The organism is Pseudomonas sp. GL_117 (genome assembly GCF_057835125.1).
The window spans coordinates 3008884-3029773 of sequence record NZ_CM174418.1 but is presented as its reverse complement, the minus strand read 5'-3'; the positions used below and the strand labels follow the sequence as shown (position 1 = coordinate 3029773).

The following is a 20890-nucleotide window of genomic DNA, read 5'->3' as shown; positions in this document are numbered from 1 at the left end:
GCGCTTGCTGCAGATTTTCTTACATTCACTCAACCGCCCCTCATCAGGGCACGGTGTGCACATGATCGTTGAAGCCACAAATCGTGACCTTGGATTGCCAGCGCAGTTCGTCTGCGCCGCGAACCAGCAGGTGACTGTCAAAGGAACAGCATTTGCCTATCGAGACTTGGGGCCTAGAGACGGATTACCGCTCGTTCTGTTGAATCATTGGGGCGCAGTTCTGGATAACTTCGACCCACGCATCCTCGATGGACTGGCCCGCACCCGACGAATCATTGCCACTGACTATCGGGGAATTGGCGCATCGGGTGGAACCGCCCCTTTGACCGTCAGTGAGATGGCAGACGATGCCATCGCCGTGATCCGTGCTCTGGGATTCAAAAAAGTCGACCTGCTGGGGTTTTCGTTGGGTGGGTTCGTCGCACAGGACATTGCGCTGAGAGCCCCTGAACGGGTGCGCAAACTTATTTTGACCGGTACCGGGCCGGCGGGCGGCGAAGGTATAGATAAGGTGTGGTCTGTGTCGTGGCCGTTGATGCTTAAGGGGCTCCTGACAGTGCGCGACCCGAAGTTTTACCTTTTCTTCACCGCTACGGCCAATGGGCGAAAAGCTGCCAAGGATTTTTTAAAACGCCTGAAGGAGCGCAAGACATATCGAGACAAAAACCCAACGCCTGCTGCCTTCATGCGGCAACTGAAGGCGATTCAAACCTGGGGCCGGCAACAGCCACAGGATCTCAGCCGCATCCAGATACCCACGCTGATCGTAAACGGTGATAGCGACATCATGGTTCCTACTGTGAACTCTGCCGAGTTGGCGAACCGAATTCCAAATTCACAACTGATCATTTACCCCGACGCGGGTCATGGCGGAATCTTCCAATACCACACTGATTTCGTGACGAGAGCGACCGCATTTTTGAATGCCTGAACACCTTCGGCTCGCCTTACAGCAGCACGCTGGCTTGGGCATGCTGCCACCCCATTGAACCATGAGAACCGAATCATGAAAGCCTTCCTGATCGACCGTTACGGCAAAAATCATGGACGTATTGGCGAGGTACCGGAACCGGAACCGGGAATCAACGACGTCCTTGTCAAGGTGCATGCCAGCAGCGTCAACCTGCTGGACTCGAAGATCAGCAAAGGTGAATTCAAACTGATCCTGCCGTATACATTCCCGCTGATTATGGGTAACGACTTAGCCGGCGTCGTCGTCCGCGTGGGGTCAGGGGTGCGCGACTTCAAGCCCGGGGATGAGGTCTATGCCCGCCCTCCTCAATCACGCATTGGCGCTTTTGCCGAGCTGATTGCGGTGGATGAAAGTGCTCTTGCGCTGAAACCCAAAAATATCTCCATGGAAGAAGCTGCTTCTCTTCCCTTGGTTGCGCTGACCGCCTGGCAGGTGTTGGTTGATACAGCCCGGTTGAAAAAGGGGCAAAAAGTCTTTATCCACGCGGGTTCCGGTGGTGTCGGCACAATTGCCATCCAGCTTGCAAAGCATCTAGGTGCTTTCGTTGCCACTACGACCAGCACAAGTAACGTGGATTGGGTCAAGGCATTAGGGGCGGACGTTGTCATCGATTACAAGCAGCAAAACTTCGAAAACGTCTTGCGCGACTACGATGTCGTATTAAACAGCCTAGGCCCTGTCGACCTGGAAAAATCACTCAGCATTCTCAAGCCTGGTGGCCAGCTTATCTCCATCTCAGGGCCGCCGACGGCAGAGTTCGCACGGGAGCAAAAGCTGTTCTGGGGACTGGGCTGGGTCATGCGTCTGTTAAGCAGCGGCATACGCAGAAAAGCCCGCAAGCAAGGCATCAACTATGCGTTCGTGTTCATGCGTGCGAGCGGCGCCCAGTTGGAAAATATCACTGCGCTTGTCGAGTCCGGCGCTATCACACCAGTGATCGACCGCGCCTTCCCTTTCGAAGCAACGGCTGAGGCATTGAGCTATGTCGAACGTGGCAGAGCCAAAGGCAAGGTGGTCATCAAGATCATATGACCAAGCAGGCAATCAATAACCAAAACCCTGGACGAGGGTTTACGTTTATCGCATTTCGATGCGTGCGAGCAGGTCAGGAAACAAGCGAATGACTGTCGATAATCTGAAGACACGCAAATCCGTGCCACCCCATGAATCAGATCAAGGTCAGGCAGGTAGCGTTGTCTCACTGGTCTGTGACTCGACCCTTCTGCCAGACGAGAGTTCTGGTACAGCGATACGTGAAGCCCACTTGTCAGAAGTGTCCTGTAGTAACCCTGTTTCACCGCCAGGAAAATTTGAGCCGCCGTCCAAACCCGCTCCGCCAACGCCTCCAACCATAGTCTGGCGCACGTTAATGCTGGAGCAATAATGCTGAACCACCTTGCTATCTGGAAATTCACCTGACCCGTCCAGCAGCGCCACTCAGCCCAACTGCCGAAGAATTCTGGGCCAGGGTGGGCAGCGACTGATAATGCATCCAATAAAAAAGGCCCCGAAGGGCCCCTTGTACTCAAACCAAACTCACTTTGTCAGCCAGGACTCAACTGTGGCGGAGCCGTGTTCTGCTTTCCATTCTTTCAAGGTCTTGTGATTGCCGCCTTTGGTTTCGACGACTTCGCCGGTGTGCGGTTTTTTGTAGACCTTCAACCACCCGTGGTCACGTCCGGATACGGGATCGCGACAACCTTCCAACCCATTGCCGACAGTCATCAACCAATCTCAAGGGCGTTTATCTTTCCATCATGAACACTGAAGGTGTATGTCACTACCGCAGGACTGCCGGGAAAATTACCGGAGAGCCGCACGCTGATCACCGACTTTGCCTCATCCTCCTGACTGTCCACGGGTTCGGCCGTGTATTGGTACTTCGCTTTCGCTGCCGCTCTCCATGCGGTGATGGCATCAATACCCACGATGGTTTTTCCTTCATCCAGGACTGTCGCATCCTGCGTAAATACTGTGTTTAAGGTGCCGACGTCGGTGCCGGTCTCACTTGTAAAATAGGCTTCAATGGCTGGATGCCGACTAATACTCATCGAGTTATTCTCCTGATAGACAAGTGCTACTCATGATCAGCGCCTCAGCCAAACTCGACAAGAACGCACGAAAAAGTAAGTGACTACCAATGAGCCATAACAAGGTCTACACGCCTGATTCAGCTGCCGAAGATGTCAATGCCGTACTTGCACTACTGCGTGGCAGATGGAAACTGGTCATTTTGTTTCATCTCTTCGATGGCAAGGTTCAGCGCTTTTCAGATCTCGAACGCGTGGTCAGTGGCATATCTCAAAAAATGCTGGCTCAACAACTGCGGGGGCTGGAGCAAGATGGGCTGGTGATACGTACCGTCTACGACGAAAAGCCACCTCGAGTGGACTACCGCCTGACGGCTTGGGGACAAAAGCTTTGTCCGGTGCTTGATGGCATGTTGAAGTGGGCCGAGGCCGACCACGAACAGGTATCACCCTCCTCCTCTCTTCCGGCCTAGGTGTTCGAGGGCCGGGCTCTCGTTACGACGGCGGTATAGCAAGGCGCCCGGTTGCGTGGCTGTACGCTAGGCGCTCGATCGCTCGGGCTTGAGCGCGCCTGGTGATTACGATCTACGCTAAGACACTGGCGCCTTTAATCGCCAAGAATACCTTTGTGGAGCAAGCTGTCCCTGCTGGTGTCGTTGGTTTGGCTCATGCGAGATTTGGATGCGGTGAGTACACCCGAGAAACAGTCGCCTGCTGGTCATAAATCAGACAGATGGCACTTAGGTTGTCTAAAGTTGTGACGCACGGCGCAGATAAGTCGTATGTCATCTCCACGCGCAACACAGTTCAAGGATCGAACTCATGACCCAGCGTCAATCCAGCCGCACTCCCCCTCTCGCTCATCCGCGTTTTCGCTGGTTCGCTTTGATCCCGGTGGTACCTGCCGTGATTTGGACACTGGTGCAATCAACCTCTGCGGCCAACCTGGCGGCTTGCGCGGTACTGGTGCTGATCGGCCTCGGTGCCTGCGCCTGGAGTGCGAGTTCGCAGCGTAACGCCGTGCAGCTAGGCATCGCGCAGGTGCAGGCGGCTCAGGCCGACGCGGGCGCGGCGCGCAACGGTATGGCCTCGCGGGCACAGCTGGATGAGGTGTTGCTGGGCGCCATGCCGATCTGGGCCAAGCAGGTGGAAAGCTCGCGCCATCAGACCGAAGAAGCGATTGTGAGCCTGGCTAACCGGTTTACCGGGATCGCCACGCGCTTGCAGGAAACGGTACACGCCTCGCAGCACGCTGCCGGAGAACTGGATGGGCACGCCGCCGATGGGCCGCTTGAGGCGCTGGCACGCAGCGACAGTGAACTGAGCCAGGTGATCAATTCGCTCAAGGCCACGCAAAGCAGTCGTGATCAAACCCTGGCCCAGGTCCGCAGCCTGACCGCCTACACCGGCGAACTGCGCACCATGGCCGCTGATGTGGCGGCGATTGCTGCACAAACCAACCTACTGGCCCTCAACGCAGCCATCGAGGCGGCGCGGGCCGGTGAGGCCGGTCGTGGCTTCGCGGTGGTGGCCGATGCGGTGCGCAGCCTGTCGAGCAAATCCAGTGAAACCGGCCAGCAGATGTCGGCCAAGGTCGACATCATCAATAACGCCATTACGCAATTGGTGCACGCTGCGTCCAGCAACGCCGACCAGGACAGCCATTCGGTGGCCGAATCCGAAAACAGTATTCAAGTGGTGCTTGAGCGCTTCCAGAACATCACCGGGCGTCTGGCCGACTCCGCCGACCTGCTCAAGCAGGAAAGCTACGGCATCCGCGATGAGATGACCGAGGTGCTGGTCAACCTGCAATTCCAGGATCGGGTCAGCCAGATCCTCAGTCACGTGCGCGACAACATGCACGCTTTGCATGAACACCTCCTGCAAGCCAGCCTGGCCCCCGACCAGGCGGTCGCCGTCGACGCCCGGCAGTGGCTGGCGCGCATGGAAGCCACCTATGCCACCGACGAGCAACGGCGCATCCACCATGGCGATGCGGCCGCGCAGCACAATTCTCAAGACATTACTTTCTTTTAGGAGTACCTCATGGCGAAGAATGTATTAGTGGTCGACGACTCCAGCAGTGTGCGGCAGGTGGTCGGTATTGCCTTGAAAAGTGCCGGTTACGACGTGATCGAAGCCTGCGACGGCCGGGATGCCCTGGGCAAGCTCACCGGGCAGAAGGTGCACCTGATCATCAGCGATGTGAACATGCCCCACATGGACGGCATCACCTTCATCAAGGAGGTCAAGAAGCTGGCCAATTACAAGTTCACGCCTATCATCATGCTGACCACTGAGTCCCAGGAGTCGAAGAAGGCCGAGGGTCAGGCCGCTGGCGCCAAGGCCTGGGTGGTCAAGCCGTTCCAGCCGGCGCAGATGCTGGCAGCGGTGTCCAAACTGATACTGCCCTGAACCCCGGCGCCAGGGAGGCTCCCATGCCGATCACCATCGACACCTTCGACGACACTGCCCGCGTGCGCATTGACGGTGAGCTGACGATTTACACCGTCGCGGAACTGGCAGGTGCGCTGCTGCCGCAGATCGGCGCGTCGCCATGCCTTGAGCTGGACCTGTCCCAGGTCACGGAAATGGATGGCGCCGGCTTGCAGTTGCTTGCGGTCATCCGGCGTGAGGCCGGCATCAGCGGTACAGGCTTGAGCGTGACCGGCCAGAGCCAGGTGGTCATCCAGGCGCTCCAACTGTGTCGCAGTGAGGCCTCATAGTCAGCGCTTCCCACGTTTTTTGATCGACAAGGAAAGGTCCGGTGAGCATCAATCTCGATCAGGCACAGCAGACATTCATCGTTGAGGCACGCGAGCTGTTGCAGGACATGGAGCAATCCCTGCTGCAATTGGAAAGCGAGCCCGCCGACCAGGATGCCATTGGCGCGATTTTCCGCGCCGCCCACACCATCAAGGGTTCGGCGGGCCTATTCGGTCTGGCGTCGATCGTGGGGTTCACGCATATCGTCGAAAACGTGCTCGACCACCTGCGCGAAGGCAGTGTGGCGGTGGACGCCGCTTTGATCGCACTGCTGCTCAAGTGCGGTGACCACATGCTCGAATTGATCGAAGTGGTCGCCGACCGCGGTGAGACGCCGACGCCCGCCGCGCTGGAGCGCGGTGAGGCATTGCGCGAGGCACTGAGTGCCTATTCGCCGCTGCCAACCACCGTTGTCAGCGTCGACACCGCTGAGGTGGGCGACGACGCGGCGGTGGAAGTGCTTTGGCATATTGACCTGCGCTTCGGCGTGGATGTCTTCCGCAACGGCATGGACCCGTTGTCGTTCCTGCGTTACCTCGACACCCTGGGCACGCTGTTGCAGGTCACCACCTTGACTCAGCACATTCCGCCCGCCGCCAGCTGGGACCCGGAAAGCTGCTATCTGGGCTTCGAGATTGACCTGCGCTCGACGGCCAGCCACGCCACCCTCAAGGAGGTATTCGACTTTGTGCGTGATGACTGTGAAGTGCAGATCAGCGCCGTAGACGAAGCGCCTGAGCGCACGACGGCCATCGCTCGCGACCTGGTCACCCAGGCCGAGCCCGCCTTTATGCCAGCAGCATCGCCGCGTCCGGCGCCCAGTGAGGTGAAGACCCGCGACGGCAATTACGTGCGCGTCAACGCCGACAAACTCGACGAGTTGATCAATCTGGTCGGCGAGTTGGTGATCGCCAGCGCCGGCGCTAACCTGCTGGCCCGCTCCTCTAACAATGACCCGTTGCAAGAGGCGGCTTCGACGGTCTCGGGGCTGGTGGAAGAGATCCTCGATGGCGCCCTGCACTTGCGCATGATCCCCATCGGCGACACGTTCAACCGCTTCCGCCGCGTGGTGCGCGATATCAGCCAGGAGCTGGGCAAGGACATCGAACTGATCATCAGCGGTGCGGAAACCGAACTGGACAAGACCGTGGTCGAGAAGATCGGCGACCCGCTGATGCATCTACTGCGCAATGCCATGGACCACGGTATCGAAAGCGCCGATGCGCGGCGTGCGGCCGGCAAGTCGGCGAAGGGCCATCTGAGCCTCAATGCTTACCATGACTCGGGGAGCATCGTCATTGAGATCGCCGACGACGGCGCCGGGCTCAACCGCGACCGCATCCTGCAGAAGGCCCAGGAACGCGGGCTGGTGGCCAGTGGTGCGCTGCTCACCGACCAGGAGATCTACAACCTGATCTTCGAAGCGGGTTTCTCTACCGCCGAGGCCGTGACCAACCTGTCCGGGCGCGGCGTTGGCATGGACGTGGTCAAGCGCAATATCACCTTGTTGCGCGGCACCGTCGACCTCGACAGTCGCCCCGGCAAGGGCACCGTGGTGCGCATTCGCTTGCCGCTGACCCTGGCGATCATCAATGGGTTCATGGTCGGCATCGACCAATCCACCTATGTGATTCCGCTGGACATGGTCCAGGAGTGTATCGAGCTGGATGAAGACCTGCGCCAGTCCAGCCGTGACACGGGATATCTGGACCTGCGTGGCGAAGTGTTGCCACTGGTTCACCTGCGCGATCACTTCAATCACGAAGGCCCGGTCGCCCGACGTCAGAATGTAGTGGTAGTGCGCAATGCCGAGCATAAGGCCGGGCTGGTGGTCGATGACCTGCTCGGCGAGTTCCAGACCGTGATCAAACCCCTGGGCAAGTTGTTCGGCGCACTGCGCGGCATCAGCGGCTCGACCATATTGGGCAGCGGCGCGGTGGCCTTGATTCTGGATGTACCGGTACTGCTCAACCAAATCGTACAACTGGAAGCACGCACAACCCAGGCGCCTCAGTCGCCAACGGTCGTTGCCCGCTGACGGATTTGCAATTCCATGGAGGTTCCCCGATGAAATGGTTCTACGATCTTAAGATTTCCACCAAGTTGATCAGCTCGTTCCTGCTGGTCCTGGTGCTCACCGGGGCGATGGGCGGCTTCGCCATCCACCAGCTCGGTGCGGTCAACCATGCGGCCCAGGACATCAAGGGCAACTGGATGCCCTCCATGCGCGCAGCCGCCGGCATGCGTTTTTTTGCCGCCAACTACCGTTTGAAAGAAAACCGCCACATCGCTACCGAAATTCCCGAGGAAAAGGCCCAGGCCGAACACGAAGCCACCGAAGCGCGCCAGCAGTTCGAAACCCGCATGGGCACCTACGAGCAATTGCTGTCCAACGATGAAGACCGTCAACTCCTGGCCAGCGTCAAAAGCGCTTGGGATGCCTACCTTGCAAGCAGCAAGCAGGTGCTTGAGTTTTCTCGCCAGAACCAGAACGCCCAGGCGAGCGGTTTGCTCAGGGGAGAATCCAGGGGGTATTTCGATGAGGTGACCGCTCGGCTGCAGAAAATGGTCGAGTTCAACGACGCCGGCGCGAGCGCCGCCGGCGACAAAGGCTCGGCGCTGTATGAAAGCGCACGTGTGTCAATCATCGCGGTACTGGTCGCGGCCCTGCTGATCGGCCTGGGCCTGGCGGTATTCATCGCACGGATCATTTCCCGCCCGTTGCGCCAGGCCGCGAGCGCCGCCGAGCAATTGGCCGAAGGCAACCTCAACGCCCATATCGAGCCCGGTGGCAAAGATGAAACCGGCATGGTGCTCAACGCCATGCGCAACATGGTCGGCAAGCTGGCACATATCATCGGTGAAGTGCGCAATGCCGCCGATAACCTGGCCAGCGCCTCCGAGGAGGTCAGCGCCACCGCGCAATCGATGAGCCAGGCCACCAGTGAACAGGCCGCCAGCGTCGAGGAAACCAGTGCGTCGGTGGAGCAGATGAGCGCCAGCATCAACCAGAACACCGAAAACGCCAAGGTCACCGATGGCATGGCCAGCAAGGCCGCCAAGGAAGCCACCGAGGGCGGCGAATCGGTACAGCAGACAGTGGTGGCGATGAAGAAAATCGCCCAGCGCATCAGCATCATTGATGACATCGCCTACCAGACCAATCTCCTTGCACTCAATGCCGCCATCGAGGCCGCCCGGGCCGGCGAGCATGGCAAGGGTTTCGCAGTGGTCGCCGCCGAAGTGCGCAAGCTGGCTGAACGCAGCCAGGTAGCCGCCCAGGAAATCGGTGAGCTGTCCTCCAGCAGCGTGGACATGGCCGAGAAAGCCGGCAAGTTGCTCGACGAAATGGTGCCTTCCATCAACAAGACGTCCGACCTTGTGCAGGAAATCAGCGCCGCGTCCGAGGAACAGGCGGCCGGAGTCGCGCAGATCAACACAGCGATGACCCAGCTCAACCAGGTGACCCAGCAAAATGCCTCGAGCAGCGAGGAACTGGCGGCCACGGCCGAAGAAATGAGCAGCCAGGCCGAGCAACTGCAACAGGCCATGAGCTTCTTCGTGCTGGATTCGGCGCCCAAGGCCGCGGTTCAAAGCAGCAGCGTAGACAGCCCTGGCAGCAAGCCTAACCGCCAGCAGCCACAGCCCAAACCACAGGCACCGCGCAAGGCATTCGCCTACACCATGGCCAGTGCCCCGGACGAAGCGGATTTCACCCGCTTCTGATCGCACGATCAAGGTGGGCCTACTAGGGAGAGTGATATGGGCGCAGTAATGACGACTCGGCAGACCGCTGTGGCGGTAGATGAGGATGCGCAGTACCTGACCTTCATGCTTGGCGGCGAAATGTTCGCCATCGGCATTCTGGGGATCAAGGAAATTATCGAATACGGCAGCCTGACGGTGGTGCCGATGATGCCGGCTTTCGTGCGCGGGGTAATCAACCTGCGCGGCGCGGTGGTGCCGGTGGTGGATTTATCCGCTCGCTTTGGGCGGGCCAACTCGGCGATCACCCGACGCTCCTGCGTGATCATCATCGAAGCGAGTACCGACGATGGCCAGCCCCAGGATATCGGGCTGCTGGTCGATACGGTGTCTGCGGTGCGGGAGATCCCGGTCACGCAGATCGAGCCGCCACCCAACTTCGGCGCGCGAATTCGTGCCGATTTCATCAGTGGCATGGCCAAAGTCGATGGCAAGTTCGTGATCGTGCTGGAGGTGAACAAGGTGTTGTCCATCGATGAGATGTCCAGCCTCGCCGAGGCCGGCCAGGCGCCGACCCTCGACCTCGACCCGCGTTGAGGCCCCGACCATGCCAGACAACGCTTGCATCGATGATCGTGAATTCGGTCAGTTCCAGAGCTGGCTGTACCGCGCGGCCGGGATCAACCTTTCGCCAACCAAGAAAGCGTTGGTGGCCGGGCGCCTGTTCAAGCGCCTCAAGCACTATGAGCTGCAGAGCTATAGTGAGTATTTCAAGCTGATCATGAATGACCAGCGCAAGGGCGAACTGCAGGTTGCGCTGGATTTATTGACCACCAACGAAACGTATTTTTTTCGCGAGCCCAAGCACTTCGAATTCCTGCGTCAGCAGGTACTGCCCCACGCCGCGCCGGGCAAAGTGTTTCGCGTGTGGAGCGCGGCCAGTTCCTCGGGCGAAGAGCCCTACAGCCTGGCGATGACCCTGGCCGAAAGCCTCGGCACCACGCCTTGGGAAGTGACCGGCTCGGACATCAGCACCCAAGTGCTGGCCAAGGCGCGCACGGGCCATTACTCCATGGAACGCACCGAGACATTGCCCCAGCCGCTGCTGGCCAAGTATTGCCTCAAGGGCATTGGCCGCCAGGCGGGCACCTTCCTGATCGACAAGGCTTTGCGTAGCCGCGTCAATTTTGTCCAGGTCAACCTTAACGAGGCGTTGCCTGCCCTGGGGGAGTTCGAGGTGATCTTCCTACGCAACGTGATGATTTATTTCGATCAGCAGACCAAGCGCCAAGTGGTCGCACGCCTGCTGCCGCTGCTCAAACCCGGCGGTTATTTGATCATCAGTCACTCGGAAAGCCTCCACGGTGTGAATGACACCTTGAAGCTGGTGGCACCGTCGATTTACCGCAAGCCATGAAAAAGCCTATCGGTGTAGCCGAAGTAGTATTGGCACCTGGCCAGGTGTGTTTTTCGACGCGGCCGACGCGCCTGCGGACCTTGCTCGGTTCCTGCGTGGCGATCACCTTTTGGCACCCGCAACGGCTGATTGGCGGCATGTGCCACTTCATGCTGCCGGGGCGCTTGCGCAATCATCAGTGCCTGGACGGCCGATATGCCGACGAAGCTCTGGAACTGCTGCTGCGCCACGCCCAGGCGAATGGCACCCAGGCACTCGATTACCAGGTCAAGTTGTTCGGCGGCGGCGAGATGTTTCCCAACCTGCGGCGCCAACTGCCGGCGCAGAACGTGGCCAGCCAGAATATCCGCGCAGCGCTGGCCCTGGCCGAGCGTCATCACCTGCACCTGACGGCCCAGGACATGGGCAGTACCGGTTACCGCACGATCATGTTCGACCTATGGAACGGCAACGTCTGGGTTCGGCACCAACCAATGGGAACACTTCAAGAAGATGCCTACCAAAAAAATCAGTGTACTGCTGGTCGATGACTCGGCCGTGGTGCGCCAGGTACTGCAGGCGATTCTCAGCGATACGCCGGATATTCACGTGATGGGCGCTGCCTCCGACCCGATTTTTGCCATGGATAAACTCTCGCGGGAATGGCCGGACGTGATCGTGCTGGACGTAGAAATGCCTCGCATGGACGGCATCACTTTTCTCAAGAAAATCATGAGTGAGCGGCCGACGCCGGTGGTGATCTGTTCCTCGCTGACGCAGAAAGGCGCGGAAACCTCGCTGCAGGCGCTGTCGGCGGGCGCTGTGGAAATCATCACCAAGCCGAGTACGGGGTTGAAGAGTTTCCTGATCGAATCGGCAGCCGAGTTGGTGGCCGCCATCCGTGCTGCCGCGAACTCCAACGTCAGGAACCTGGGCAAGCGCAGCGCCAGGCCGGCGCCATCACCGCCTCCGGCCAGCAAACTCAGTGCGGATGCGATCCTGCCCGCCGGCAATGGCCATGCGATGGCTCAGACCACCGAGCGTATCGTCGCCATCGGCACCTCCACCGGCGGCACCCAAGCGCTGGAAGCGGTGCTGACCGCACTGCCGCGGGTGTGCCCGGGTATAGTGATCGTGCAGCACATGCCTGAGAAGTTCACCGCTTCGTTCGCCGAGCGTCTCAACAGCATCTGCGAGCTCGAGGTGCGCGAGGCGCGCAACAACGACCGCATCCTGCCGGGCCTGGCCCTCATCGCGCCTGGCGGCAAGCACCTGATGGTCACCCGCAGTGGTGCCTATTATCACGCCCAGGTTATCGACGGACCGCTGGTTAACAGGCATCGCCCTTCGGTGGATGTGCTGTTTCGCTCGGTGGCCCGGTTTGCGGGCAGGAACGCCACCGGCATCATCATGACGGGCATGGGCGACGACGGCGCGCGCGGACTCAAAGAAATGCTCGACGCCGGCGCCGCGACAGTCGCCCAGGACGAAGCCAGTTGCGTGGTGTTCGGCATGCCCAAGGAAGCCATCAAACTCAACGCCGCTCAACGCATCATGGCACTGGAGGATATTCATCAAGCGATTTTGTATAAGTGAACGCGAGCCGCCCATGACATTGCCTGATTGGCCTCAGGTTACCGTTTGAAAGCTGCCATTCGTAGAATGTCTGAACAGCCTCCTGTGGCCATCGATAGGCATCCCAACCATCATTTGACGTGGAGCGGCAACGTTTGGAATTAAGACAACTGCGCTATTTCGTAAAAATCCTCGAACACGGCAGCTTGGGACGCGCAGCCCTTGAACTGGACGTCGGCGTATCAGCCCTTAGCCAACAGATCGCGAAACTTGAAAGTGAGCTGTCAACCCGCCTCCTTAATCGCACCACTACGGGTGTCACGCCGACCGGCTCTGGTATGGCGTTCCTGCACCATGCCCAGCTGTGTTTGAGGCAAGCCGAAAATGCGATCCTGGCCGCTCACCGCGGGCGAATGAGTGGCTATGTCACCGTCGGAATGGCGCCCACGACTGCCACTGTGCTTGCCCTGCCATTGATCAATGCAATGCGAGAGCGCTACCCGGATATTCAATTGCACCTGGTCGAGATGCTGTCCGGGCATTTGGCCACGCAACTCAATGCTCGCCAGATCGACCTGGCCATTGTGTTTCAACTTGAAGGGGGCAAGCGCTGGAGCGTGACACCGCTGCTCGACGAAAAACTATTTGTCATCAGTTCACCGCACCTGCCCCATGCACCACAAGGAACGCGCATGCAACTGGCGGATCTGGGGCAACTTCCACTGGTGATGCCGAGCGCGCAACACGGTTTGCGTTCTACGCTGATGGTTGCGTTTGAACGTTCGGGGTTGGCGCCCAACATCATCATGGAAGTGGATGGTCTTGCCGTATTGATGAACGCCGTACGCGCAGGTCATGCTGCGACCATCCAGCCCGGTGCGGCAGCGGCGCTCAAAGGTGAGTCGGGACTTTCAGTGGTGGAAATATCCGATGCTCACGTAGGTCGACGAAACCTGTTGGCGACACTGCCGGATGATGAGCTTGCTCCCGCTGCGCTGGCGGCGCGGGTAGTTATTACGGATGTCGCTCGACAGTTGGTCATTGATCAACAATGGCCGGGGGCCTCGTGGATCGAGGGCGTCGCCCCATGATCCCGGCGCCCTCCTCCTCTCGGCTGCCAAGAATGGTGTGATCCGCAGCAAAGCCTTTATAAAAACTAAACACCTCGACTGGTTTTGCGCCTTTCGACAACACGCTGACCGCCCTACCTTCTCCCCACTCGCGAGGAGCACTTCGTTCATGCCTCCTTGCGATTGAGGAGTGATGATGATCGACGTATTAGTAATTGGCGGCGGCAATGCCGCCTTGTGTGCGGCGTTGATGGCGCGAGAAGCCGGCGCTAGCGTGATGCTGCTGGAGGGCGCACCGAAAATCTGGCGCGGCGGCAACTCGCAACACACCCGAAACCTGCGATGCATGCACGAAGCACCGCAAGATGTATTGGTCGATGCCTATCCCGAAGAAGAATACTGGCAGGATCTGCTGAAGGTCACCGGCGGGATTACCAACGAAAAGCTTGCTCGTATTGTGATCCGCGCCTCGTCGAACTGCCGTGACTGGATGCGTTCCCACGGTGTGCATTTTCAGCCGTCGTTGTCCGGTGCTCTGCATGTTGCGCGTACCAATGCGTTTTTCATGGGCGGCGGCAAAGCCTTGGTCAACGCGTACTTCCGCAGCGCCGAGCGGCTGGGCGTGAAAATCCGCTACAACGCTCAAGTCACCGACATCGAGTTGAAGGACGGAGCATTCGTCGCGGCCCATCTCGGTGAGCGTGAGGTCGACGGACAGCGTTTGCCTGCCGAGCGAATCCAGGCCAGGACCTGCGTTCTGGCGGCTGGCGGTTTCGAGTCGAACCGCGAGTGGCTGCGCGAGGCCTGGGGTCAGAACGAGCGCGGAGAATGGCCTTCTGACAACTTTCTGATTCGCGGGACGCGCTTCAATACCGGCGTGCTGCTGCAACGCATGCAGAACCTGGGCGCCGACTTTATCGGCGATCCCACCCAAGCGCATATGGTGGCCATCGACGCGCGTGCGCCCCTGTATGACGGCGGTATCTGTACCCGTATCGATTGCGTATCGCTGGGCGTAGTGGTCAACCGCGACGGCGAACGCTTCTATGATGAAGGCGAGGATTTCTGGCCCAAGCGCTATGCGATCTGGGGCCGCCTGGTGGCGGGCCAACCCGGTCAACAGGCCTACTCAATCATCGATCAACAAGCCCTCGGCCGTTTCATGCCTCCGGTGTTTCCGGGCACTAAAGCCAACTCCCTGCAAGACCTGGCGCGCCAGTTGAAGCTTCCCGTGACGCAATTTGTCAAAACCATCGAGGCATACAACGCCGCCTGCCGCGTCGGCACGTTCGACCACACCGCGCTGGACAACTGCCACACCGAAGGTTTGACACCCGCCAAAACCCATTGGGCCCGCCCATTGGTAAAGCCCCCCTTCTGCGCCTACCCACTCAAGCCAGGCGTGACCTTCACCTATCTGGGGCTGGCTACCGACGATACCGCCGCCGTTCATTTCAACGGCAAGCCCAGCCCCAACCTGTTTGTCGCAGGAGAAATGATGGCGGGCAACGTATTGGGCAAGGGCTATACCGCCGGCATCGGCATGGCCATTGGTACCGCATTCGGTCGCATCGCCGGTGTGCAAGCCGCGGCTGCGGCCGGCTTCCTGACCCCTTCCTCCACGGAGCCCCAACATGCAGCTGTTTGACCCCAAGGCACCGGGCAATTTGATTCCCGTACTCAACCTTGATGAAAGCGAAGTTCAGCGACAAATGACCGTTTGCAATGCCTGCCGTTACTGCGAGGGCTTCTGCGCTGTATTCCCAGCCATGACAAGGCGTCTGGAGTTTTCTCAGGCGGATATCCACTACCTGGCGAACCTTTGCCATAACTGCGGTGCGTGCCTGCATGCCTGTCAGTACGCTGCCCCTCACGAATTCGAAATCAATGTGCCCAAGGCCATGGCCAAAGTCCGTCTCGACACTTATGCCGAGTACGCCTGGCCACAGGTGATGGGCAAGTTGTACCGGCGCAACGGGTTGGCTCTGGCGCTGGCATCCGGTGCAGGGCTGGCACTGTTCCTGTGCCTCACGTTGTTGGCGATGGGCAATCTGTTTACCGCAATGCCCGGGGGGAATTTCTACGGGATCTTCCCGCATAACACGCTGGCGCTGATGTTCGGTGCGGTCTTCGGTTTCGCGGTACTTGCCTTGACGATTGGCGTGCGGCGCTTCTGGCGCAACGTTTCACCGGCGGATGCGTCCCCGCAGGAAAAGACCGCCGCTGCACTGGAGGCCACAGCCAACGTCGCGCGCCTCAAATACCTGGACGGAGGTCATGGCGAGGGCTGCAATAACGCCGATGATCAGTTCACCCTGTGGCGGCGGCGTTTCCACCACTTCACCTTCTACGGCTTCATGTTGTGCTTCGCCGCCACCAGTGTCGCCACGCTTTACCATTTCCTGCTGGACTGGTCGGCGCCCTACCCCGTCCTGAGTTTGCCGGTGATGCTGGGCATCGCAGGTGGAGTTGGCCTGCTGATAGGCCCCGCAGGCCTGTTGTGGTTGAACCTGCGTCGCAATCCTGAGCACGGCGACGAACACCAGAAGCCCATGGATCGTGGCTTTATCGCGCTGCTGTTTCTAGTCAGCGCCAGCGGCCTGGCACTCCTGGCGTTTCGCGAAAGCGCTGCCCTGGGCTTGATGCTGGCGATCCATCTCGGCCTGGTCATGGCGTTTTTCCTGACCATGCCCTACAGCAAATTCGCCCATGGCATTTTCCGCAGCGCCGCGCTGCTGAAGTACTCCATCGAAAAACGCCAACCCAACCCGATTAACGCCGCAAGCGATTGATCGCAGCACCACTCATTCCAAAAACAATATTGATCACCACGGTAGCCATGATGAAAACAACAACTCAAGACACTCGATCCAAAGGGTCGAAACTGGGCGCCATCCTGCGGGTCACGAGCGGCAATTTTCTCGAACAGTTCGACTTCTTCCTGTTCGGGTTCTATGCAACTTACATCTCCCAGACATTCTTTCCGACTACCAGCGAGTTCGCCTCGTTAATGATGACCTTCGCCGTATTCGGCTCGGGATTTCTGATGCGACCGCTGGGCGCTATCGTGCTGGGCGCTTACATCGACAAGGTGGGCCGGCGCAAGGGGCTGATCGTGACGCTGTCGATCATGGCCGCGGGCACTGTCTTGATCGCCTTGGTTCCAGGCTACGCCAGCATAGGCATCGCAGCGCCGATATTGGTGTTGCTCGGGCGCCTGTTGCAGGGATTCTCCGCGGGTGCGGAAATGGGTGGTGTTTCCGTGTACCTGGCTGAAATTGCCACGCCCGGACGCCGGGGCTTCTTTACCAGTTGGCAGTCGGCCAGCCAACAAGTGGCCATCATTCTTGCGGCTGCGCTGGGCTATACAATTAACGCCTCCATGGAGGCTGCCGACGTTGCCGCCTGGGGCTGGCGTATCCCATTTTTCATTGGTTGCCTGATTATCCCGTTCATCTTCATTATTCGCCGCTCGCTACAGGAAACCGATGCATTCAAAGCGCGCAGCCATCACCCAAGCGCCAGTGAAGTCTTTCGCTCGATGCGGGACAACTGGCGCACGGTACTGGCTGGTGGTCTGTTAGCGTCGATGACCACCACCACGTTCTATCTCATTACCGTCTACACCCCGACTTTCGGCCGGTCGGTACTCAACCTGAGTACCAGTGACAGTCTGGTGGTCACGCTCTTCGTCGGCCTGAGCAACTTCATCTGGCTGCCCATCGGCGGTACGATTTCTGATCGCATTGGCCGTCGCCCCTTGCTATTGGCGGTCTCCTTGCTGTGCATCTTCACCGCCTATCCCGCCACGCATTGGCTGGCCGCGGCGGCAAGTTTCGAACGACTGCTCGCTGTGCTGCTGTACTTCTCTTTCTTCTTTGGCATTTACAACGGCGCGATGGTTGCGGCATTGACCGAGGTGATGCCTCAGAACGTACGAGTCGTAGGGTTTTCCCTGGCATTCAGTTTGGCGACGGCTGTGTTCGGCGGCTTTACCCCCGCCGTATCAACAATCCTGGTGCAGGCAACAGGTGACAAGGCGTCGCCCGCCTACTGGCTGATGTTTGCAGCGTTGTGCGGATTCACAGCGACAACGATCCTGTATCGCCGGCCAAAAGCACTGCCCGCCAACGCTTGATGAAAGCGAGGGCTGGGTGGAAATCAGGACGTTGCGCTGAATAAATATCGCGCCTTGGCCTGCATTGACTCGTTTACGTATCAATGCGGGCCGACAACGCACCTATCCCGTCCAACGCCCTGCCCCTCCATCGACCTGACTGGCGCCGTACAGCACGGCATCAGATTTTGAATTGCCCCAGCAAGATCTGCAGACGATTACCGATCATATACAACTCATCGACTGTCTTGACCCCGAGCTGAGTCTGGCCGGCCACGCTGTCAATGGCGCGTGCGATCTGATGCACCCCGCGGTTGATCTCTTCAGCCACCGAGGTCTGCTCCTCTGCAGCGCTCGCGATTTGTGCGTTCATCGCATTGATAGTGGCGATCAGTTCAACCGTGTTACCCAGAAACTCCCCCGCCTGATCGGCCTGAGCATTAGCACCTTGAGCGGCTTGGGTGGATTGGTGCATGGCATTGACTACGCCACCCGTGGTGCCCTTGAGACGCTCAACCATTGCCTGGATTTCCTCGGTACTGCGCTGAGTACGACTGGCCAGGGCTCGCACTTCATCAGCCACCACCGCAAACCCGCGCCCGGCAGCACCGGCACGGGCAGCTTCAATGGCTGCATTGAGTGCCAGAAGATTGGTCTGTTCCGCAATCGAGCGAATGACATCCAGCACGGTGACGATTGCGGTCACATCGTCTTGAAGACTCTTCATGGCGACACCGCTCTCATCAAGCTCCACGGCCAGTGCCTGAATTCGAGTCATGCTGTCATTGACTATTTGCCTGGCGTGGCGGGACTGTCTGTCGGTCTCGACGGCTGCATCTGCAGCACTTTGTGCACTGACCGACACTTCTTGTGCCGCCGATGACATCTCGTTTATCGCCGCAGCCACCTGGTCGGTTTCCTGGCGCTGCTGATCCATAGCGCGGTCGATTTGCCTGCTCTGCTCGGCCACATGGCTTACCGACCCATTCAAGTGCTCGCTCATGGCAACGATCTGGCTGACGAGGCTGTGAATCTTTTCGATAAACGCATTGAACGAACCGGCAAGTTGTCCCAGCTCATCTCGACTGACACGCGGCAGACGCCGCGTCAGATCACCCTCACCCGCCGCGATTTCGTCAAGATGGGTTCGGATCAGGGTCAGGGGCCGCAAACTGCGCCTGACCAGCAGTAGCGTCAGAGCCCCAATAATGCCAATCAGTGCGGTAGCGGTGATGGCAATGCTGTACATCAAATGGCGTACCCGTAGATCAACGTCGGCCCGCACCTTGGCGACCTGAACCTCAATGCTGTCCAGGTTGATCGCGGTGACCACGATCATGTCCCACTTGGGCAAATAAAAGCTGTATGCGAGCTTCGGCACGACTTTATCGGTGTTGACCACTCCACCTGAATAGTTGACGAAGTGAGTGTCATTTTTTGCCGCTGCAACCATTTCACGGTTCAAGAAAATCCCGTTGATGTCTTTGCGGTCACTCATGTTAATGCCGACGCCTTCGCTGCTGTCACCGCGAAACAGGCGCACAACCTGGCTGTCATACCCGATGAAATAGCCGTCATCACCATACTTCACTTTCGACAAGCGGCTGATTGCCAAGGCTCGGCTGGAGGAATCCCCGGGAGCAGCTCGATCATAAAGCTCGGCTATAGAAGTGCGCGCAATGCTCGCGTAATCCTTGAGCCGTATGCGGCTCTCCTCAAGCAGTCGCTCGCGGGTCTGAGTGACTTCCTGCTCGGCCTGGGACTGCAAAGTGCCGCGGGCGCTCAAACCTAAAACCAGAGCAAACAACATCACTGGTAATAAGGTCAGCAACAGTATTTTGGTTTTGAACGACATCGTTGAAATCCTTTACCCAATCCTATGAAGCCGCCGCAGAAGAGGCGGCCTGCGACAATCGCAAGGCCGCGTTCAGGAGATCACCAGAGGGCGATGTCGTAGGTAAAGTAGATCCGGTTGCTGTCACGGCCACGGGAATAATCAGAGCGATAAACGTAGTTACGCAACCGCACACCCAGACCTTTGAAGGTGCCTTGTTGCACGACGTACGCCAGTTCGGCATCACGCTCCCACTCTTTTACCGCGGTGTTGGACTTACCGTCGTTACCACTCAGATACCGGGTGGAGAACGTCAGGCCCGGCACACCGACGGCAGCAAAGTTATAGCCGTAGTTGAGCATCCAGGTTTTTTCATCCTCTTCGACGAACTTACCGATGCCGGCGTTGCTGAAGGAGTAAATCGTTGCACCGCTGATAAAGGGCAATCCGGCATCACCCCTGAGGGTCTGGTAGCCACCACCGAAGGTATGGCCGGAAATGGCGTAGGACAGTTGCCCGCTGAGCATGTCGTTGTCGATCTTGCCCCCGTAGGCAGAGCCCGTATCGATACTGTTGAAGTAGCGCAAATCACTGGTCAGCACGCCGCCGCCCAAGGGTAGATCGTGCTGGATACCTGCAAAATTCTGACGATAAAAGTTTTCCAGTTCGCCGTAGAAGTAACTCAAACGAACGCTTTTCCCCAACTTGTATTCGGCCCCGGCATAGCTGAAGTCCCCTGATTTATCTCCGCGATAACCGTCGGGCACGATCGGCATGCTGTCGGTGGAATCACGCAGCTTGAATCGATCCAGGTAACCCCCGGTGAGAGTGAGGTTCTCGATGTCGACGCTACTGATCTGTGTGCCTTGATACGTTTGCGGCAATAGTCGCGCATCGTTGTAGATCAGCACTGGAGTCTTGGGTAACAAGGTGCCGTATTTGACCGTGGTCTTGGCCAGTCGGACCTTGGCAGTCATACCCAGGCTTGCGAATTCGTCAGCCGCGCGACCGTCATCATGGACGGGCAACAAGCCAGTGCCGCTGCGGCCACGGCCGGAATCGAGCTTGACCCCGAGCAGGCCTAGGGCATCCACCCCAAACCCGATGGTGCCGGGGGTAAACCCTGACTGGTAATCCAACAGAAATCCTTGGGCCCACTCGGTTCGCTCGCTCTTGGCCGTGCTTGCCGATTTCGCACTCAAGCCATGTTCGTCGCGGAAATTTTCATTGAAATAGACGTTGCGCAATTGCAGCTTGAGCTTGCTGTCATCGATAAATCCTTCTGCATTGGCACTGGTCAGCGGCAACAAACCAAGAAGTGAAAACAGCGCCCGTCGGGTGTGCAAAGTGGTCATGGCAAACTACTCATTGTTGTTTTTAGAGTGCAGGACAGTGCGCGCCTCGCTCGCGAGGCGCGTCAGGAA

19 protein-coding genes and 1 pseudogene are annotated in these 20890 nt (G+C 58.7%); 16 read left to right on the top strand and 4 right to left on the bottom strand.

Annotated features, from left to right (window positions below):
• Positions 1-61 precede the first annotated feature (61 nt).
• Positions 62-931, top strand: coding sequence for an alpha/beta fold hydrolase (locus tag AC3ISR_RS13510; protein WP_463983725.1), 870 nt, complete (start codon positions 62-64; stop codon positions 929-931).
• A gap of 75 nt (positions 932-1006) precedes the next feature.
• On the top strand, positions 1007-2005 hold the full coding sequence (locus AC3ISR_RS13505) for an NADP-dependent oxidoreductase (RefSeq protein WP_192300082.1): 999 nt from the start codon (positions 1007-1009) through the stop codon (positions 2003-2005).
• Positions 2006-2509: 504 nt separating this feature from the next.
• On the opposite strand, the pseudogene AC3ISR_RS13500 reads toward AC3ISR_RS13505, so the two are convergent.
• Positions 2510-2632 (bottom strand): annotated as a pseudogene (locus AC3ISR_RS13500) (transcriptional regulator); the annotation flags it as partial.
• A 65-nt stretch (positions 2633-2697) separates the two neighbouring features.
• Entirely contained in the window at positions 2698-3024 is a 327-nt protein-coding gene (locus tag AC3ISR_RS13495; protein ID WP_305392728.1) for a nuclear transport factor 2 family protein, read from the bottom strand.
• A gap of 89 nt (positions 3025-3113) precedes the next feature.
• Between AC3ISR_RS13495 and AC3ISR_RS13490 the strand changes: the two genes are divergently transcribed.
• From AC3ISR_RS13490 to AC3ISR_RS13425, 14 genes are all read left to right on the top strand, one after another.
• Positions 3114-3476, top strand: coding sequence for a winged helix-turn-helix transcriptional regulator (locus AC3ISR_RS13490; RefSeq protein ID WP_192300084.1), 363 nt, complete (start codon positions 3114-3116; stop codon positions 3474-3476).
• Between the two features lie 349 nt (positions 3477-3825).
• Positions 3826-5040 carry a methyl-accepting chemotaxis protein gene (locus tag AC3ISR_RS13485; protein WP_463983724.1) on the top strand — a complete coding sequence of 405 codons (1215 nt, stop codon included), beginning with the start codon at positions 3826-3828 and terminating at the stop codon, positions 5038-5040.
• Between the two features lie 9 nt (positions 5041-5049).
• A complete protein-coding gene (locus AC3ISR_RS13480; RefSeq protein ID WP_192300086.1) occupies positions 5050-5418 on the top strand; it encodes a response regulator in 369 nt (122 codons plus the stop codon).
• A 23-nt stretch (positions 5419-5441) separates the two neighbouring features.
• Positions 5442-5729: an STAS domain-containing protein gene (locus AC3ISR_RS13475; RefSeq protein WP_463983723.1), complete on the top strand. Its 288-nt coding sequence runs from the start codon at positions 5442-5444 to the stop codon at positions 5727-5729.
• A gap of 41 nt (positions 5730-5770) precedes the next feature.
• A complete protein-coding gene (locus tag AC3ISR_RS13470; RefSeq protein WP_463983722.1) occupies positions 5771-7807 on the top strand; it encodes a chemotaxis protein CheA in 2037 nt (678 codons plus the stop codon).
• Between the two features lie 29 nt (positions 7808-7836).
• Positions 7837-9495, top strand: a complete 1659-nt coding sequence (locus tag AC3ISR_RS13465) for a methyl-accepting chemotaxis protein (RefSeq protein WP_192300089.1) — start codon at positions 7837-7839, stop codon at positions 9493-9495.
• Positions 9496-9531: 36 nt separating this feature from the next.
• A complete protein-coding gene (locus AC3ISR_RS13460; protein WP_192300090.1) occupies positions 9532-10071 on the top strand; it encodes a chemotaxis protein CheW in 540 nt (179 codons plus the stop codon).
• A 10-nt stretch (positions 10072-10081) separates the two neighbouring features.
• Entirely contained in the window at positions 10082-10891 is an 810-nt protein-coding gene (locus AC3ISR_RS13455) for a CheR family methyltransferase (RefSeq protein WP_463983720.1), read from the top strand.
• Complete coding sequence (gene cheD / locus AC3ISR_RS13450) at positions 10888-11421, top strand: chemoreceptor glutamine deamidase CheD (protein ID WP_192300092.1); 534 nt, start codon at positions 10888-10890, stop codon at positions 11419-11421. Before AC3ISR_RS13455 ends, cheD begins: the two co-directional genes overlap by 4 nt.
• Positions 11384-12466 carry a protein-glutamate methylesterase/protein-glutamine glutaminase gene (locus tag AC3ISR_RS13445; protein WP_192300093.1) on the top strand — a complete coding sequence of 361 codons (1083 nt, stop codon included), beginning with the start codon at positions 11384-11386 and terminating at the stop codon, positions 12464-12466. Before cheD ends, AC3ISR_RS13445 begins: the two co-directional genes overlap by 38 nt.
• A 134-nt stretch (positions 12467-12600) precedes the next feature.
• A complete protein-coding gene (locus tag AC3ISR_RS13440; protein ID WP_463983719.1) occupies positions 12601-13536 on the top strand; it encodes a LysR family transcriptional regulator in 936 nt (311 codons plus the stop codon).
• 175 nt (positions 13537-13711) lie between these two features.
• Positions 13712-15163 (top strand): FAD-dependent tricarballylate dehydrogenase TcuA, encoded by a 1452-nt coding sequence (gene tcuA, locus AC3ISR_RS13435; protein ID WP_192300094.1) that lies wholly within the window; start codon positions 13712-13714, stop codon positions 15161-15163.
• Positions 15150-16307, top strand: coding sequence for a tricarballylate utilization 4Fe-4S protein TcuB (tcuB, locus tag AC3ISR_RS13430; protein WP_463983718.1), 1158 nt, complete (start codon positions 15150-15152; stop codon positions 16305-16307). The genes tcuA and tcuB overlap by 14 nt, the downstream gene beginning before the upstream one ends.
• Before the next feature lie 47 nt (positions 16308-16354).
• Positions 16355-17653: an MFS transporter gene (locus AC3ISR_RS13425; RefSeq protein WP_489324842.1), complete on the top strand. Its 1299-nt coding sequence runs from the start codon at positions 16355-16357 to the stop codon at positions 17651-17653.
• Between the two features lie 160 nt (positions 17654-17813).
• On the opposite strand, the gene AC3ISR_RS13420 is transcribed toward AC3ISR_RS13425, so the two are convergent.
• Entirely contained in the window at positions 17814-19487 is a 1674-nt protein-coding gene (locus tag AC3ISR_RS13420) for a methyl-accepting chemotaxis protein (RefSeq protein WP_463983717.1), read from the bottom strand.
• An 80-nt stretch (positions 19488-19567) separates the two neighbouring features.
• Complete coding sequence (locus AC3ISR_RS13415) at positions 19568-20821, bottom strand: OprD family porin (protein WP_192300097.1); 1254 nt, start codon at positions 20819-20821, stop codon at positions 19568-19570.
• Positions 20822-20890: the final 69 nt, after the last annotated feature.

Bases quoted from the DNA above. Each gene is read 5' to 3' on its own strand.
- AC3ISR_RS13490 (WP_192300084.1), top strand. From the start codon at position 3,114: ATGAGCCATAACAAGGTCTACACGCCTGATTCAGCTGCCGAAGATGTC.
- AC3ISR_RS13475 (WP_463983723.1), top strand. From the start codon at position 5,442: ATGCCGATCACCATCGACACCTTCGACGACACTGCCCGCGTGCGCATT.
- AC3ISR_RS13460 (WP_192300090.1), top strand. From the start codon at position 9,532: ATGGGCGCAGTAATGACGACTCGGCAGACCGCTGTGGCGGTAGATGAG.
- AC3ISR_RS13510 (WP_463983725.1), top strand. From the start codon at position 62: ATGATCGTTGAAGCCACAAATCGTGACCTTGGATTGCCAGCGCAGTTC.
- tcuA (WP_192300094.1), top strand. From the start codon at position 13,712: ATGATCGACGTATTAGTAATTGGCGGCGGCAATGCCGCCTTGTGTGCG.
- cheD (WP_192300092.1), top strand. From the start codon at position 10,888: ATGAAAAAGCCTATCGGTGTAGCCGAAGTAGTATTGGCACCTGGCCAG.
- AC3ISR_RS13485 (WP_463983724.1), top strand. From the start codon at position 3,826: ATGACCCAGCGTCAATCCAGCCGCACTCCCCCTCTCGCTCATCCGCGT.
- tcuB (WP_463983718.1), top strand. From the start codon at position 15,150: ATGCAGCTGTTTGACCCCAAGGCACCGGGCAATTTGATTCCCGTACTC.
- AC3ISR_RS13425 (WP_489324842.1), top strand. From the start codon at position 16,355: ATGATGAAAACAACAACTCAAGACACTCGATCCAAAGGGTCGAAACTG.
- AC3ISR_RS13420 (WP_463983717.1), bottom strand. From the start codon at position 19,487: ATGTCGTTCAAAACCAAAATACTGTTGCTGACCTTATTACCAGTGATG.
- AC3ISR_RS13480 (WP_192300086.1), top strand. From the start codon at position 5,050: ATGGCGAAGAATGTATTAGTGGTCGACGACTCCAGCAGTGTGCGGCAG.
- AC3ISR_RS13455 (WP_463983720.1), top strand. From the start codon at position 10,082: ATGCCAGACAACGCTTGCATCGATGATCGTGAATTCGGTCAGTTCCAG.
- AC3ISR_RS13445 (WP_192300093.1), top strand. From the start codon at position 11,384: ATGCCTACCAAAAAAATCAGTGTACTGCTGGTCGATGACTCGGCCGTG.
- AC3ISR_RS13495 (WP_305392728.1), bottom strand. From the start codon at position 3,024: ATGAGTATTAGTCGGCATCCAGCCATTGAAGCCTATTTTACAAGTGAG.
- AC3ISR_RS13415 (WP_192300097.1), bottom strand. From the start codon at position 20,821: ATGACCACTTTGCACACCCGACGGGCGCTGTTTTCACTTCTTGGTTTG.
- AC3ISR_RS13505 (WP_192300082.1), top strand. From the start codon at position 1,007: ATGAAAGCCTTCCTGATCGACCGTTACGGCAAAAATCATGGACGTATT.
- AC3ISR_RS13465 (WP_192300089.1), top strand. From the start codon at position 7,837: ATGAAATGGTTCTACGATCTTAAGATTTCCACCAAGTTGATCAGCTCG.